The organism is Candidatus Poribacteria bacterium (genome assembly GCA_026706025.1).
GTDB lineage: Bacteria > Poribacteria > WGA-4E > WGA-4E > WGA-3G > WGA-3G.
This window is the reverse complement of sequence record JAPOZO010000086.1, coordinates 1-16298: the sequence shown is the minus strand read 5'-3', so window position 1 is coordinate 16298 and position 16298 is coordinate 1. Positions and strand designations below refer to the sequence as shown.

At 46.9% G+C, this 16298-nt stretch carries 11 protein-coding genes; 6 read left to right on the top strand and 5 right to left on the bottom strand.

Going from position 1 to position 16298, the window contains the following annotated elements; translation table 11 throughout:
- Window positions 1–93 precede the first annotated feature (93 nt).
- Both OXH00_21825 and OXH00_21820 read right to left on the bottom strand, forming a co-directional pair.
- Window positions 94–1338, bottom strand: a complete 1245-nt coding sequence (locus tag OXH00_21825) for a hypothetical protein (protein MCY3743662.1) — start codon at window positions 1336–1338, stop codon at window positions 94–96.
- Between the two features lie 66 nt (window positions 1339–1404).
- Entirely contained in the window at window positions 1405–2463 is a 1059-nt protein-coding gene (locus tag OXH00_21820) for an LLM class flavin-dependent oxidoreductase (protein MCY3743661.1), read from the bottom strand.
- Between the two features lie 246 nt (window positions 2464–2709).
- On the opposite strand from OXH00_21820, the gene OXH00_21815 reads away from it, so the two are divergent.
- The 3 genes from OXH00_21815 to OXH00_21805 are packed head-to-tail and all read left to right on the top strand — an operon-like array spanning window position 2710 to window position 5773.
- Complete coding sequence (locus tag OXH00_21815; GenBank protein MCY3743660.1) at window positions 2710–3891, top strand: ABC transporter substrate-binding protein; 1182 nt, start codon at window positions 2710–2712, stop codon at window positions 3889–3891.
- A 14-nt stretch (window positions 3892–3905) separates the two neighbouring features.
- The gene (locus OXH00_21810) at window positions 3906–4685 is read left to right on the top strand and encodes a TIGR01458 family HAD-type hydrolase (protein MCY3743659.1); all 780 of its coding nucleotides are present in this window, start codon (window positions 3906–3908) and stop codon (window positions 4683–4685) included.
- Window positions 4686–4732: 47 nt separating this feature from the next.
- The gene (locus OXH00_21805; protein MCY3743658.1) at window positions 4733–5773 is read left to right on the top strand and encodes a Gfo/Idh/MocA family oxidoreductase; all 1041 of its coding nucleotides are present in this window, start codon (window positions 4733–4735) and stop codon (window positions 5771–5773) included.
- Window positions 5774–5812: 39 nt separating this feature from the next.
- Here OXH00_21805 and OXH00_21800 read toward each other — a convergent pair whose 3' ends face one another.
- The 3 genes from OXH00_21800 to OXH00_21790 all read right to left on the bottom strand — a co-directional run bounded on the left by OXH00_21800 (window position 5813) and on the right by OXH00_21790 (window position 13078).
- Complete coding sequence (locus tag OXH00_21800; protein ID MCY3743657.1) at window positions 5813–8248, bottom strand: trypsin-like peptidase domain-containing protein; 2436 nt, start codon at window positions 8246–8248, stop codon at window positions 5813–5815.
- 70 nt (window positions 8249–8318) lie between these two features.
- Window positions 8319–9158: a hypothetical protein gene (locus OXH00_21795; GenBank protein ID MCY3743656.1), complete on the bottom strand. Its 840-nt coding sequence runs from the start codon at window positions 9156–9158 to the stop codon at window positions 8319–8321.
- Window positions 9152–13078 carry a hypothetical protein gene (locus OXH00_21790; GenBank protein ID MCY3743655.1) on the bottom strand — a complete coding sequence of 1309 codons (3927 nt, stop codon included), beginning with the start codon at window positions 13076–13078 and terminating at the stop codon, window positions 9152–9154. The genes OXH00_21795 and OXH00_21790 overlap by 7 nt, the downstream gene beginning before the upstream one ends.
- 233 nt (window positions 13079–13311) lie before the next feature.
- Between OXH00_21790 and OXH00_21785 the strand changes: the two genes are divergently transcribed.
- The 3 genes from OXH00_21785 to OXH00_21775 form a co-directional block, all read left to right on the top strand.
- Entirely contained in the window at window positions 13312–14355 is a 1044-nt protein-coding gene (locus tag OXH00_21785) for a Gfo/Idh/MocA family oxidoreductase (GenBank protein ID MCY3743654.1), read from the top strand.
- Between the two features lie 93 nt (window positions 14356–14448).
- A complete protein-coding gene (locus OXH00_21780) occupies window positions 14449–15486 on the top strand; it encodes a Gfo/Idh/MocA family oxidoreductase (GenBank protein MCY3743653.1) in 1038 nt (345 codons plus the stop codon).
- Between the two features lie 123 nt (window positions 15487–15609).
- Window positions 15610–16298: hypothetical protein (locus tag OXH00_21775; protein MCY3743652.1), on the top strand; the 689-nt coding region annotated here is incomplete at its 3' end.

Here is a 16298-nt window from a genome sequence, read left to right as displayed (position 1 = left end):
AACTTAAACTTTTTCAAACACACGTTAATATGTACTATAGTTTTGACAATTTTAAGGTGACCAAAGGTTTACGATCAGACCACAAATGTATAGTTAAACGTGACCTTTAAGTCGCGCCAACAGATCCGTTATCTCTGCCTGAATTTGTTCTTCAACTGATGGCAGTAATGCTAACCGATAGGGAGCACTAAGCGCATGGTTCCGGGGCCCCGCTTCATAACCTGCCTTCAAGCCCAACTCATAAGCGGCTCTGGTTGCAATATAAACTTCACTGCCGTTTGTATAACCGAAAACAAATGTGTGTGAGAACGGCGATGTCTCGTCTGCAAAGAGTTGGTATTCCGAAAAGAGTTCATGGGATACAGACAGGAAGCAGAGCGCATCGCCGACAGCAAAGGCACTTATTGGGAAGGGTAGGGTGCGTTTCTCGCCACTTCCAGCGACTTCCAACAGAGCAACATAACGTTCATCATCAGGGAATTCTTTTATTAACTGCTCACACTCCGCAACCGAGGGCGGATCCCGGAACGGCAAATTAACAAGTATAGAACACGCCTTAAGTGGTGCTGCAGGAATTTCTTCCGCAGTCTTTAAGGCTTGGTGTGTCGCAAAGGCGAGGGCAAATCCGGCGACATCGCAGGCACTGAACCCTCCTCGCAATGGATACCCGTTGATATCCGCTGCGCAGCCTTGTGCGAACAGCAAAACGCTTTCTGGCTTCAGTTCTAAGAAATTACGCAGATGTTCAACGGCATACCCCGGGTAATCGGCACCGATCTCTTCGCTGGACCAGTGGACAATCACCGGATGCGCGGCATGCGAGAACAACACGGCGATAATCTCGCCGTTTTCATCATAAGCCCCCAACACGTCAACCCACGGGACAACAGACCCTTCTGGGTTCGGTGCCATTGTAATATAACCCGCGTCGTTCATTATGCGACGGTTGTAGCCGATTTGTACGGGCGCGCGTCCTGAGCGCAAAGTTGTGGGTTCAAGCGCGTCTACCGCATCTTTCACTAACTCGGCAAGACATGTCGCTAACCACGCCTCGGATGCCTCAGTTATCCACCGTCCATCAACACCCGGAGCGTTATGCGTATGGCTACAGTTGATAACGACATGCGCTGGTGGTATGCCTGTGGCTTCGTGGATTGCATCGAGCAGCACGCTATTATATTGGAGTGGAAACTGCCCGTAGTCGGCTGTCACAATAGCGAGTTGTTTTTCGCTATCGGCAATCACCAACGCGCGTGCATACAGTTCAGCGTAAACGTCGGGTCTATCCTTGATGGAGGTAATCACAGTCTCAGCTGCACCTGCCCTGAGGGTATGCATAAGATGCCTCCTGATTTCTGTCCACCACAAGTTGTAAGGGCAACGGCACGCGGCGCGTGCCTGCTACTATGTCAAATCTGTGAGTTGCGGCATCACTTCGTTCTTGAGGAGTGTCATTGAGTTCAACCACTGCTCTTTGGGATCCCATTCATGTCCCATAGCAAGTAAGACACCAAAACCGCCGACTTCATCGTAAAGTTCACGTAACCGGTTTGCCACGTGATCCGGACTTCCAACGATCCACAAGGTATCTAACAGATGTTCGAGGGTCATGTCCGCCTCGTCCATATTTGGATCCGGTTTGAAGTTTCCCGGGCTAAATAACTTAAACCAATAATCCCTGAAATCACGTCCAAGCGTGCCTTCGATAGCCTCTTTACGCGCCTGTTCAGTGGTATCCGCAACGTAAACCTCACGGGCAATACGCCACGTTGAGCGAGATGGCGATAAGCCCGTCTTTTCGGCACCCTCTTCCACCGCGTCCCAGTGTGTTTTAATCGTAGGCACATGCGCTAAGTTAATACTCATCGGAATCCAACCGCGCTCACCCGCGAAGATTAGCGTGTCCGATCTTGCGGAAGACCCTGCCAGCGCAATGGGCGGATGCGGTTTCTGATAAGGCTTCATGTGGACACTCACAATATTCGGACGGTACTCAGGGATCTTAAATTCCCAGAAATCGGTCTTGTAATGTCCGGGTTCCGGGTCCGTCCAGATTTTCAGGACAGCATCAATCCCCTCGCGTGTTGATCTACGCCTGTCTTCGCCAGCCATAAACATCTCCGCATCGCTCGGTGTCGAACTCGAACCGACGCCCCAATGGAAACGTCCGTGCGTTTGATGGTCCAGTTGCGCGATGCGATGCGCAACAACGGCGGGATTGTGAATCGGCATACAGGTAATCCCCGTACCGAAAATAATGTTCTCTGTCATCGCAGCCGCTTTTGCAATAAAAAGATCGGGAGATGGAATATTCTCCCATGTAAACGTGAAATGCTCACCGACATAAGCCTCTTTGTAGCCCAGTTCATCGAGGACTATCATCTGCTCAAGATCGTCGTCTAATGTCTTAGTCGTGTCGCTGCCGGGTGGATGCAAAGGCATTGTGAAAAAACCGAGTTCCATTTTTTAATTTTTCCTTGCGGAGCAATAACGGCAATTTGGATATTGACGGTTTTCGCGGTAGAGTCGCCTGCGCCGTTGTTGCAGGCTACGCGCTTTTGCTTACGCTCTCAAAAGGATATATTTCTAAACTTGACAAAATTGGTCGGATGTGTTACTGTTTTCACGAAGTTTTAGGATATTCGGTAATAAAGTTACCACAAACTCAAATATTTTTCAAGCATTTTCATCAAAGGAGAAATTTGTATTATGTCTATGAGAATTTTTATCTTAATTTCGGTTATTCTACTCACAGCACTGACAGGTTGTGAACGCGTAAGTGAGATGGTTCAACCCGATATCCCTGCTCCGCCGACGGAGGCGACATTAAAAATCGGTGTGATCCAACCCACCAATACCTTTACGACCTTTAGCCAAGGGGCTGAAACCGCTCGCGTCCAAATTAATGAAAAGGGTGGCGCGCTCGGTATGGAAATAGCGTTTATCAGTCGAGATAATCAACCCGTGGCGAGTGAACCGCCGACACCAGAAGCCAGCGTTACTGCCGCAAAAGAACTCATTGAAATGGAAGATGTCTTTGCTCTCCTGGGTCCCGTTTACTCCAGCAATTCCGTAAAAGTCGGTCCGATCGCGCAACAGGCACAGCGACTTATGCTTCCGGGTTCCAGTGGTTCAGACGTGCCAGCAGTCGGAGATTATGTCTTTCTCATTACGGTGCCGAACCCATTTCAAGGAAAAGTGATGGCGGGTTTCGCAATGAACCCGAATGAGCTTGGCGCAAAAACGGCAGCAACGATTATCGAGGAAGACGATGACTATACGATTGATCTCGTAGCGGCGTTCGAGGCGGCTTTTCAGGCAAATGGTGGAGAAATCGTTTACAATGGTGCCTATACCGTAGGCGATACCAACTTCACCACACTGCTCACAGAAATTCACGAGGCAACGCCTGATGTTATTTTCTGTCCCGGTTTTCAACCGGAAGTGCCATCGTTGATAAATGCAGCACGGCAAATTGGTATTACAGGGACCTTCCTCGGTGGCAGCGCGTGGGATGATAGGGAACGATTTCTCAGCATCTTAGACGATAACAGTGTGTTGGATGGCAGTTATTATCCGACCAATTTCTCGGTTGCGACACAGGACGCGGATGTGCAGGAATTCGTGAGTGATTACACTGCACTCTTCGGAAGTCCACCGGATGGCATCGCCGCGTCGGGCTACGATGCGATGCGACTCTTAGCACGCGCAATAGAGACCGCGGGTTCGCTTGATCCGGTTGCAGTTCGCGATGCATTCGCTGCAGTCAAGGGTTACAAAGGCGCGACAACCATTTCGCATTACGATGAAAACCGCCACCCCGTCAAAAGCCTCGCAATCCAGACAATTACCGGCGGGCAGGTTGAACACTACAAAGTTGTGGAACCGTAGCACACGAGGGGACAATGCAGAAAATATCACCAACGCGCCCGAAGGCTTTTTTAATTGACATGGATGGAACGCTCTATTTTAAAGACGAACCTTGCCCCGGCGCAATCGAAGTTATTAACTACCTACGTCAGGAGGCGTACCAACTCCGGTTCTTGACGAATACAACTGCTAAAACTCCGAAGATGCTTCACGCGCAGATGCAAACACTCGGCTTTGACATCTACGAAGATGAAATCTTCAATGCGACTTACGCCTGTCTCCAATACTTACGCTCGCAGCCTGGGGCAAGTTGTCACTTCATGGTCGATGATGCCGTCAAAACGTTTTTCAAGGAGATACCGATAGATGACGATGCTCCCGATTTTGTCGTCGTCGGAGACTACGGCGAAGGGTTTGATTTTCACGCTTTAAACCACGCTTTTCGCCTTTTAATGAATGGTGCCGAGCTGATAGCGTTGCAGAAAAACCTCTATTGGTTTTCTGCTGACGGAATGTTCTTGGATTGTGGTGCGTTCGTGACCCTTCTGGAGGCAGCCGCAAGTAAAACTGCCACAGTCATGGGCAAACCGAGTGAGACGTTTTTCAAAATCGCACTTGAGAGTCTTCAACTTTCTCCAAGTGAAGCAGTTGTGATAGGCGACGACATCACTTCCGACATCGTTGGGGCGCAGGGAATGGGGATGCAGAATATCCTTGTGAAGACTGGAAAGTTTAAATCCAGTCAATTGGAAAACCCCGTCGCGGAACCGACATGGGTGCTTAATAGCATTGCAGAATTACCCAATATGTTTTAGACAAAATTTCTTTCTACTTTTCCATAGAAGCGTCGGAGGCAACACTTATGACCAATCAAATTACGCAACTCGGAGTTGTTGGGTGTGGATGGGCAGGCTGCCGTGCTATTGAGGCTGCGAATGCAACCTCTCACCTCAACGTTATCGCCATCGCGGAGCGCGACGCAACCCGTCGGGCACAGGCAGGCGATGACAACGCTGTGCCACACCGTTATGCGGACTATCACGAACTCCTTGAGAATCCTGCTGTTGAAGCCGTTTACCTCGCGACTTCTCCTGATGGTAGGCTGCAGCAGGTGCTGGATACGCTCAACGCGGGTAAACATGTCTTAGTGCAAAAACCGCACGCCATCCGTGCGCCCGAAATTTTAGAGATGGAGGCGGCGGCGCAGGAAACCGAGAAAACACTCCAATTCTGCTACTTTATGCGCCACTTTCCGAACAATCGAAAGATTCGGCGCGCCGTACTAAACGGCACAATTGGGGACCTATATCACGCCCGTGTCTTTGGGAAATACAATTTCATCCCTGACTTTGATGAGAACAGTCGCTGGTTGCATGTCTATGGACAGAAGGGCGGTTCGTTAGGGCAGCACTATTCGCACGAACTCAACCTGACGTGGTGGTGGATGGGGTGTCCGAAACCGGAGTGGGCGTTTGCTGCGAAGCACGTGCTTTACCCACAGTATGACGGGCCAGAAGGCGCAGCGGAGGACTATTTCACCGGTCTCCTCGGCTGCGAAGGCGGAAAAACGATCCAGATTGACTGCTCTCGGATGAGCCACTCGGATTCAGGGAGTGTCGTGGAACTTTACGGTACGACTGGTGCGATTACAAACGGCGGTATATCGCGTTTCAAAGACGGCGAGTTTATCCGAGAAGCCATTGATGAACCGCTTGAGATTGACCACGGCGAACTCCCCGAAGAGGTGCATGTCTTCTACTACGAACTGAATCACTTCGGTATGGCGATCGCGAGTGAGGTCGTACCCGATGTCTCTGCTCCAGATGCTTACGTCTTCATGCAAATCTTGGATGCTCTCTATGATAGTGCGAAGAGTGGCGAGAAAGTCTACATCTCGTCGTAGCGAAAATATCAACAAGGACACAAGACCAAGATTGTTTTACTACCTCTGCTTGCTGACTTTATCAAGCAATTTTTTGAGATAATTTGAGGGAACAGCAAAGTTCAGATTCTGTCCTCCTCTGAACGTTGATACTGCAACACCGATGACTTCCGCTTTGTTGTTTAGTACGGGGCCACCACTGCTGCCTTCGGAAATCGGTGCGCTAATCTGGATACGTTTGCTGCCAATCCGAAACTCTCGTATCCCACTTACATTGCCCTCGGTGAATGTGCCTTCCAAAAATCCTGCTGGATTCCCCACAGCATATATAGGATCTCCAGTCTTCACTATATCACTGTTACCAAGGGCAAGCGATGGTGCTTCAACATCCGATACCCTCAAGATGGCCAAATCTTGCCGTGAATCTGGCACCACAATTTTTACGGGGTATCGTGTATTCATGCCAACTCGTTTAACATATCCTTTAAATCCGTCTTTAACAACGTGGAGGTTAGTGGCAATCAGACCGGCTCCGATGAAGAATCCGCTACCGGAATTAAGTGGTTGACTATTGGAATCTTCCATAACTATGAGGACTGTGGAAGCTAAAGCTATTTCTGCGATTTTCTGTGGTGTTTGTGGCGCAGTTGGTACTGGAGTCGATTTGCCACCTGTCGTGGGAACTGGAGAGACATCCCATAAGAGAATAGTGCCGTCCGAACTTCCACTGGCGATCATGTTTCCATCAGGACTGAATGCTACGCTGTTTAAGACACTACCAGCTGCATGTCCTTCGAGTGTTCGCTGAAGTCTGCCAGTGCGTGCATCCCACACACGAAGGGTCCCATCATCAAAACCTCCACCACTTGCGAGTGTGTTTCCATCAGGACTGAACAAAACGCTATAGACCTTACTGTTATGTCCTTTGAGTGTTCGTTGATGTCTACCAGTGCGCGCATCCCATAAATCGATTCTGGTATAATCCCCACTTGCGAGTGTGTTTCCATCAGGACTGAACGAAACGCTATAGACCCGAATCATAAGATCTTTTTTGAGCGTTTTCTGATGTTTGCCAGTGCGTGCGTCCCATAGACGGATAGTGCCATCCTCACTCCCACTTGCCAGCGTCTCACCATCCGGACTGAACGATACACTATTGACATCAAACGTATGTCCTGTGAGGGTTTGCTGATATCTGCCAGTATGGGCATCCCGTAGATAGATGTTTGTAGAAACCACATTTGCGAGTGTGTTTCCATCAGGACTGAACACTAAACCGTCGCCTACACCCATAATATCTTTGAGCCTGCCAGTGTGCGCATCCCATAGACAACCCCCACCTGCGAGTGTGTTTCCATCAGGACTGAACACTACGCTGTCGCCCAAAGAGCCTTTGAGGATTTGCTGATGTCTACCAGTGCGCGCATCCCATAGATAGATGTTTTTAAAATTCTTACTTGCGATAGTGTTTCCATTAGGACTGAAAGCTACACTACTGACATCAAACGTATGTCCTGTGAGCGTGCGGAGGTGTGTCCATGTATTTACATCCCACAGACGGATAGTACCATCCTCACTCCTACTTGCCAGCGTCTCACCATCCGAACTGAACACTACACTACTGACCCAACCGGTATGCCCTTTGAGGGTTTGCTGATGTCTACCAGTGCGCGCATCCCATAGACGGATTTCTCTACGACTCCCAGTTGCCAGCGTCTCACCATCCGGACTGAACGCTACGCTAACTGCATCTCCCGTGAGTATGCGGAGGTTCACCCCTGTGTTGACATCCCACAGACGAATTGTTTTATCATATAGTCCCTCACTACTTGCCAACATTTCGCCATCTGGACTGAACGACACACTATTGACAAAGCCCGTACGTAGGGTTCTTATGTGTCTCCCCGTGTTAGCATCCCACAAACAAATTCCTTCATCATTCCCACTTGCGATAGTGTTTCCATCCGGACTAAACGAGACGATTCTGACAAAACCCAGATGTCCCGTGGACGTTTGTTTATGCTTGCCGGTGTGAGGGTCCCACAGACGAATAATCTTATCCCGCCCCCCACTTGCGATAGTATTTCCATCCGGACTAAACGAGACGCTATTGACAAAATCCGTATGTCCTGTGAGGGTTTGTAGATGCCGACCTGTGCTGACATCCCAGAGACGGATAGTGCTATCCTGCGCCCCACTTGCGAGTGTGCTACCATCCGGACTGAGCGACACGCTAAAGACCGTCCCTGTATGCCCTGTGAGTAAGGCTAATTCTTTGCCTGTCCGAGCATCATAGATCCAAACGCCAATCGAACCTGCCACCGCTAAACGACTGCCCTCGGGGGAATACGCAATATCAGTTATACTGCCTTTACCCAGACGTGCTGTAGCACCTTCGGGTAAACCCCACTTAGTATAATGTTGGGCAGACGCGCTCGGCAAGAATAGGACAAAGATGAAAAATAAGCAGCTGAGAAATAGAGGTCTTGTTTTCATTATATCCATCTGATTTTTATTTTTGACTGGTAATGCGTCCCCTCTTCATGATCAAAAATCAAAAAAATTATTAGACTGGAAAAGCACCATTGCGTTGAAGGTCGTCACAGATTAATTTGTAACACTCATTTACAAAATCAACTGTTTTTTTATAAACATCTTCGCAAAATACAATCATTTCAGTATCCCTATACTTGGGGACAGTGCCATCCGGAAAGAATGAGTTGTTGAAATATAAATCAATATCTGAGGGAAAACCAAGGAGGGACCAAGATGGAAAAAACACTATTTCCGCTATATCGCCATGTATTAACTGGTGTCTAATTTCGCTTGCGATATTGAACGGAGAACCTGTTGGATCCAATTTTTCGTTCTGATCTATAGCGTGAAAAGCGCGTAAATTTAGAGTCAACTTTCCATTCGGCATTTTATTATTTAATGCTTTACGTATGTACCCAGGTTTATCGTCCATGGGTAAGTCATAAAGTACACTAATTATCTTTGCCACACAGTCCTCCAAACTAACCAAATTGGAAAAGAATCCATTCAGTAGAATGAAAACAACCAATGGAAAGGCATCAGGGTTCAATAAGTTAATCTGAACATAGAGATCAATATCAGAGAAATCAATCAAGGGTTTTTGATCTTCAGACAAAGAAGATCGTCTTTCCAGATAGGGAGCATAATTCATGTTTTCTATTGCATCAAGATAAAATTTGGCAGCACTAAGCCTTTGTCGAATTGTTGGAATCAACTTCTGAATTTCAGATTCAGCTGCTTGTGCTGTTAACTTTGAGCCAGAACTTTGCCCAGTTAATGCTGTTAACGCTACAGAGTCTCCGATTTTTCCACTTGCAGAAAGGTTGTTAATTTCCTGAAGGAGGCTGTTTTCGTGTGTCAGGTTTACCATTCTTCCCCTTCAAGGAATTCTTCATCTTTTTGTAATTGTTCTTGGATTTCTCGTTTCGTGCTCTCTATGAGGCGATCGGCAAACTGAGAAACAATTGAGGACTGTGTTCCTTCGCGCAGTGCCTTGAGATCCGCAATTCGTTTCTCAAGTTGAGGGGAGGGTTCTCCATGAGTCCTTGAATGTGCCCCACTACAAATCGCGATAGTTATATTGTCCTGCACATGCGGGTTACCCTCACTTTTTATGAGCATTGACTCTGCAAGGGAATAAAAGATATCATCTGGGTCAAAATCCCGCATCAGATAAGCGGTCTTCCGCATAAGTTTTACATCTTCTGAGTCTATCCATTCCTCAAGGAGTTTCTGCATTGCTCTATTAATTTTAACCCTGTCCCTGCGCGGGTCGTTTCCACCGATCATAGATGCAAGCAATCCAGAAGCCTCAAATCTCAAGAGATGTGAAGTTCCAAGAACCCAATCTCTCACGCGCTTCAAAGCTGCCATCGTATTTTGATCATTCCAGTCCACATCCTCGAACAGATGGTGGGGCCGATGTGGGATCGCATCAAATTTCAACAATTCTGATGGACGATCCGAAAATGAAGCGTAGCGTTTAGATTCGTTTTCTTTGTAAGTAATTCGCTTCTCAAGGAATTTAATGACCCAGATTGGATCGTACCTGAAAATAGTGTGGAGTATCTGTTCGGGACCGTAATCAAGACGTTCCAAACGCACACAATTAAGAATCACCTGCTTGTACTTTTCTAAGTGGTTTTGTGGGGAGAATTTAAGTTCTCTACTGGTGAGCGCGTGGAGGACTTGTCTCATAACCAGAGATGATTCATTACTTGATAGTTTCACCAAAATCTCAAGAACAGCATCCGTATCCACACCATAGAAATTCGGAAGACTTTCGGCTATATATAATCGCAATTGCGGATCTAGTGTTTCAGACAATTTGTCTAAAATGGACAGGTCTTCTTCACCAATACAATGCTCCGTTTTACTTCTCCAGAAATAACTTCTTGCAACAATGCGTTTGGTAAAGATAGTGTTCTGATCCAAAAGGCGTTGAGTTGCTTCGTTCCCTTTATCTTTGTTGACATAGCGAATACCACTGAGCAGCCCCGAGGCACAGTGTGATTCCTCTGTCTGCCAAGCAACAATGTGGTCCAATAAATCGGAACCGTAGGAGGGGTTAAGTTCACCGATAGATAGAAGCAGCGATGTCGCGCTTCCAGGATTCCACCCTTTTTCTGACCAGATGCTATCTCTAGTACTTTGATATTCTTTATCTTGTTCAGCAATCTCTATACATTCCCGCATTAGTCTTGAGAGTTTCGCGGGTGTATATTTCTGGAGATATTTTCTCAGGAATGCTTGGGTTTTTTCAGGGCTTTCACTCAGGTCCCAATCACGGAATTTCCCAGTAAATTGACGATAAAAGTAGTACCTCTCATAATTTTCATGTTTACGGAATTTCGCAAGTAACTCCGCTGCTCTCTCTTTCGGAAAACCGTCTACATATCTGTTTTCTGCGTATCCACCGAGGCATCCATCTATTGCATTGAGAACAGTAAAATCTCGCTCTCTTGAGATTTGATCGGTTAATATGTTGAAGAGTCGCGCCTGTTCTTTTTGCAATAAAGCCTGCTCCTCTCCTGAGATTCCCTGTCGAAACGGACTCTCGAAAGGATTTATCGCTCGACTGATAGAGCCTATCGCCTCTGCCCTGACGGGACTATGCTGAGACGTTCTTAGGCAATGCTCAATTAAGTCAATTGCTGTCGCTCTGAGGCGAGTTAGTTCGGGTGTATATTTTAGATGGTGCCAACCGAACTTCAAACCACCGCCTTCACTAACGGTTTCGCTAAAGTCCAGCACAAGGAGTGAGTCAAGGGCGTTGAGTAGAGCCAAACTGAGTTCCGGTTTATCTTCCGCTTTCCATACTTCAAACACTTCAAGTACTTTCGTTTGAAATACGCCGGGTTTGCTTGTTTGGAAACCAGCCATCTTTTTCAACAATTCTTGCGGTGAGTCGTGATTGGGAAGTTCCAACTCATCCATCAGAAGGAGTTTTCGGACTACTTTCAGGGTCTTCATAAATCCAGAGAGTGTATTGACTGTTTTCTGTACTTCTTTAGCAATTCTCTTTACCACATCTTGATGGGTCCGTGTGGATGTCCACGCTGTATAGTGCTCCATAGAGTCTTCTTTAGGGTCATCCAAAATAATATTGAAAATATCAATTGCATCATCCGGCCGAAAATAACTAATACCTTCCATCTGCTCCAATATATTCATCCGAGCAAAGTTATCACTTTCCCGGGCCCGAGCTTTAAGTGAGGCGACGTGTTCATCAAGAAGGCTTTTTTCACCAACGATGTTTTCCACACGAGCGAGATTGATGACCACCTTAACAGGGAGAAGTGGTAAAAATTCCTTCAACAGGTTTTTGTGAAAAGAAGACGGTCTCCCACTGGACAGAAAACATGCTTTCCGTAAAATATAGTCGCTGAGTGCATCAGGAAAGACACGCTGTTTCGCTCCATACTGAAAAAGTAAACCATCGGTTTTCAGATCATCGCGGTACTGCTCTACTTCATAAGGTTCCACTTTGAGAATCTCTGCCAATTTATCGCGTATTTGGTTATTTTCCATGTCAATTGGTGCAATCCCGCTAAACCAGTTAAGCAATTTCCGCCGCCGCTCGCTGGATTCTGGATATTTTTTTAAGCTGTCGTTTAGGTAGGATTCAAAGGTAAGTTCGATTAATTTATCTTTTGTTAAGTCCTTTAGCGGACCAATGTCTTTATTAACCAAATCTATCACCATGACAGCGATTAACGGTGTGTCCCGCGCGAGTTTCGCCAATCCAGTCAACATAGCATTGTCGGGAATTCGCGTATGGGTGTGGATAAATTCTTTCGTTCTTTCCAAAGAGAGTTTCCCGATTTCAAGTTCATCAACCGCATTATCTGGTAAGGCAGTTCGGAAACTACCCTCTAAAAACGCTTTGAACGGCTTCCGAGTTATGAGAACTACTTTGGATTCGCTATATCCCGGACTATTCAGGACTATTCTGATACCACCGAGGTTATCAATAAAGTCATGTGCATCATCTACAAAAAAGATGTACTTACGATTGGGTGGAATGTCTGCTAAAGCACTTTCAAAACTGTCCTCTGCCATCTGAACAAAGAGAGGCTCATAATCCGGATGCTCGCGTTCGATCACCTTTGCGAATTCAATAGCGAGCTTGGTTTTTCCAATGCCGCCGCTACCGTATACCATTAACAGTCTTTTAACCGGATCTTGAACGAAGGTTTGAAACTGACCGATCTTGTCCTCTCGTCCGAAGGTTTCATAGTCGTATCTTAAAAGTCTATTTTGTCCTGCAATTTGATTTCGGAACATATCCTGCCAAGAAAGGAAAACAGGTAGATAGGGATCTCGGAATGAATTTAAGAGATAAGGAAACTCATCGGTCATTGTGATAAGATCTTCAGCGTCCCAACAGGTTAACGAAAAGGCGTAACCTTTTTGGTTCTTAATGTCCTCAATTTTACGCTTGTTACCTGCAGTCAGGAACGTATTGGTCATCAAGACGTAGTGATCACACTGCAACACATCGGCCTTGTCGAGTTCACCCTTTCTATGTTTGCTACCGATTACTGTTGAAAGGAAATTTCTACGCGCCTGCTGGGTTGTATACCTTGTTGGGTCAAAGAATTTGTACTGGAAGATCCAGGTACCCTCTTTTTCCTTATAAGGTCCGGTATAGTCCGCGTCAATTCCACCATCGCGACCTGGCGCATCGTACACTTTAACGAAGGGAGATACCTCTTTTTTCAAGAATAGATTGCAAAATCTATCAAAATCTTCCTGTGTTTTTATGGAGTCTGATAATACTTTTTTCATTGGGATTTTCCCTTGATGCTGGCAGAAAGTTGAACAGTGGGATAGATATATCTTCTCAAAACCAATTGTGTACACCAACAATGCTCTATGACAATATGTTAACATATTTTACGACAAAGGTCAATTTGTATTTCTGATGCACTTTAAGGATTTAATAACGTTTGACAAAAACATTCCCTTCTGTTAATCTAATGGCAAACTGATGACAGATACCACTCGGAGGAGACAGTTCCATGTATAAAACTGCGATGTTAGGGTGTGGGGGTCGCGCCCGTGGGCACGCAGATGCGTATCGCTTCGTCAAACGCGGGAAACTCGCCGCCATCTGCGATATGAACGAAGAACGCCTCAACAACTTCGGGGACGAATTCGGTATCTCTTCGCGCTACACCGACTTCGATGAGATGCTTGAAAAAGAGAAACCCGATGTCCTGCATATCGTCACAAGTCCTGTGGTTCCGAGTAGCAACGAACGGATCCGTTACCCGTTGATGAAACAGGCATCCGATCACGGTGTGCCTGCAGCGATTATTGAAAAACCAGTCGCGATTGAAGGCGAGGATTGGAAACAGATTGCTGGGTTAGCAGAAGAGACGAAAACAAAATTTGTCGTCAATACACAACTCAATTTCCACCCGAAAAACCTGGAATTCAAAAGAGATGTCGCTGAAGGAGATATCGGCGAGATTAAGTTCATTGATGCCAGCGCACGTAGTAGACCTTCCGAGCAAGGAGGACATGTGCTACAGTTGGTGTCATCCTACATTGACAACGCACATCCGGTACGGGTTCTTGGACAAATCGCTGGCAGCGAGCATTTAAATTCTGCGGGTGGGCATCCCGGTCCGATGCATGCTGCCGCTCAGGTTTTGTATGAGAACGGTGTCCATGTCTCTATTGCATTTGGTACGGAGATGGCACAAATGGCATCCGATGACCCGGGCATCTACGGTCACAAACGTGTTTTTGTTGTCGGGACGAAAGGCTTCGTACATTGGCGTTTTAGCAGTTGGGAACGTTCAACGCTGGAAGGTGGTTATGCGGGCGGTCCACTGAACTACGGGGAGCAAGATGTCGTTGCACAGGCTAACTTCATCGAAGCCATCTTTGATTGGTTAGAAGATGCGAATAGTGTGCATCCGACACATCTCAAGCAATCCCTCGTTGAAAATAACCTCATCTTAGGGATGTACCACAGCGGGATAACAAACGAGATTATTGATCTCCCATTTGAACCCCCGGATGGGTTAATGGACACACTTCGGGAGAAGTTGTGATTTTATTCTCGGGCGAAGTCTCCCTGCCTTTGCCTACTTTACCTTTTGGCGCGCCGATGGCGTGCCGTTGTTAACATCAGAGGAAACGATTTTATGTATAAAACTGCGATATTAGGGTGCAGAGGTCGCGCCCGTGCACATGCAAATGCCTACCAGTTCGTCAAAGGCGGGAAACTCGCCGCTATCTGCGATATGAACGAAGAACGACTCAGCGAATTCGGAGACGAGTTTGATATCTCTTCACGCTACACCGATTTAGACGAGATGCTTGAAAAGGAGAAGCCGGATGTCCTCCATATCGTCACAGCACCGGTACTACGCGGGACGAGTGAACGCATCCGCTATCCACTGATGAAGCAGGCTTCTGATCACGGTGTGCCTGCAGTGATCATTGAAAAGCCGATTGCCGTTGAAAGTGAAGATTGGAAGCAAATTGCGGGGTTGGCAGAGGAGACGAAAACGAAGTTTGCCATTAATACACAACTCAACTTTCACCCGAAAAACCTGGAATTAAAACAGGACGTTGCGGAAGGACGGATCGGCGAGATTAAGTTTATCGATGCGAGCGCGCGTAGCACACCGGTTGACCAGGGACCGCATGTGCTTCAATTAGTGTCCTCCTATATTGACAACGCACGTCCCGTCCGGGTTCTTGGACAAATCGCTGGCAGCGAGGGTTTGGATTCAGATCAGCCGTCTCCGATGCATGCAGCTGGACAAGTTTTGTATGAGAACGGTCTCCACGTCTCTGTCGCGTTCGGGACAGGTATGGGGACAACGGCATCCGATAACCCAGGTATCTACGGACACAAACGGGTCTTTGTTGTTGGGACAAAAGGGTTCGTGCATTGGCGGTTCAGCAGTTGGGAGCGTGCAACGCAAGAAGGCGGCTACGAAGACGGTCCACTGAACTATGGCGAACAAAATATCGCAGCACAAGCAAATCTCACCGAGGCAGTCTTTGATTGGTTAGATGATGAGAACAACGTGCATCCGACGCATCTCAAGCAGTCCCTCGCGGAGTTCAACCTCCTCTTAGGACTGTACTATAGTGGCATAACGAACGAGATTATTGACCTCCCGTTTGAACCGCCCGATGGGCTGATGGATTCGCTCCGAGAAAAGTTATAAACCGATAAACATAGCGGCAGGCGAGAATCTCGCCTGCTGTAAATTACACCACAATTGACAAACCTCCTAAACCCATGCTATAATATACGAAAAGAGATACACTAAAATCTTAGAAGGAGTGAGATGGCAAGTTTTGATACTGCCTCCAAGAAACAGATCGAAACAAATCCTCAAGATTTCGTAAACCTCTGCTTCAAATTCAGGACAGCAAATACCACTGTATTAGAGGTCGTTACACCAGAACAACCTACCGTTGAGATGCATCAAGCAGATACCCTCATTAAAATACTGCACAATAATCAAGAGGTGCTTGTACATTTCGAGTTTCAAACTACCGACAGTTACGATCCTGAGATGCCGCTCCGAATGGCAGGTTATATCATCCGAGCGATTGAAATCTATCGATTACCGGTGTATTCCAATGTCATCTATCTGCGTCCTGATGCCGGTAATAACGACCCGGGAAAATTTGAACAAAATCTGGAACGACATAATATTTCGATTGCGTACCAAGTTTTCCGTCTCATTGAGATAGATGGACAGGAAGTTCTTGATTTGAAACCTATAGGACTGATACCGTTCACCCTACTTATGAAGCGTCCAGCAGATATGGACGCAAAACAGTGGCTTCGTCGTTGTGTCCAAACTGCCGACAGTATTGACGTCTCGAACAAGCCGGAATATCTTGGGAGTCTCGTAGTTTTGGGAAACTTAGTTTACGATGCAGAAACGATTTTAGAGATCATTTCGGAGGAAACCATGCAACAGTCTTCTATCGCTGAATACTTAGCACCCGAAGCACACGAACAAGG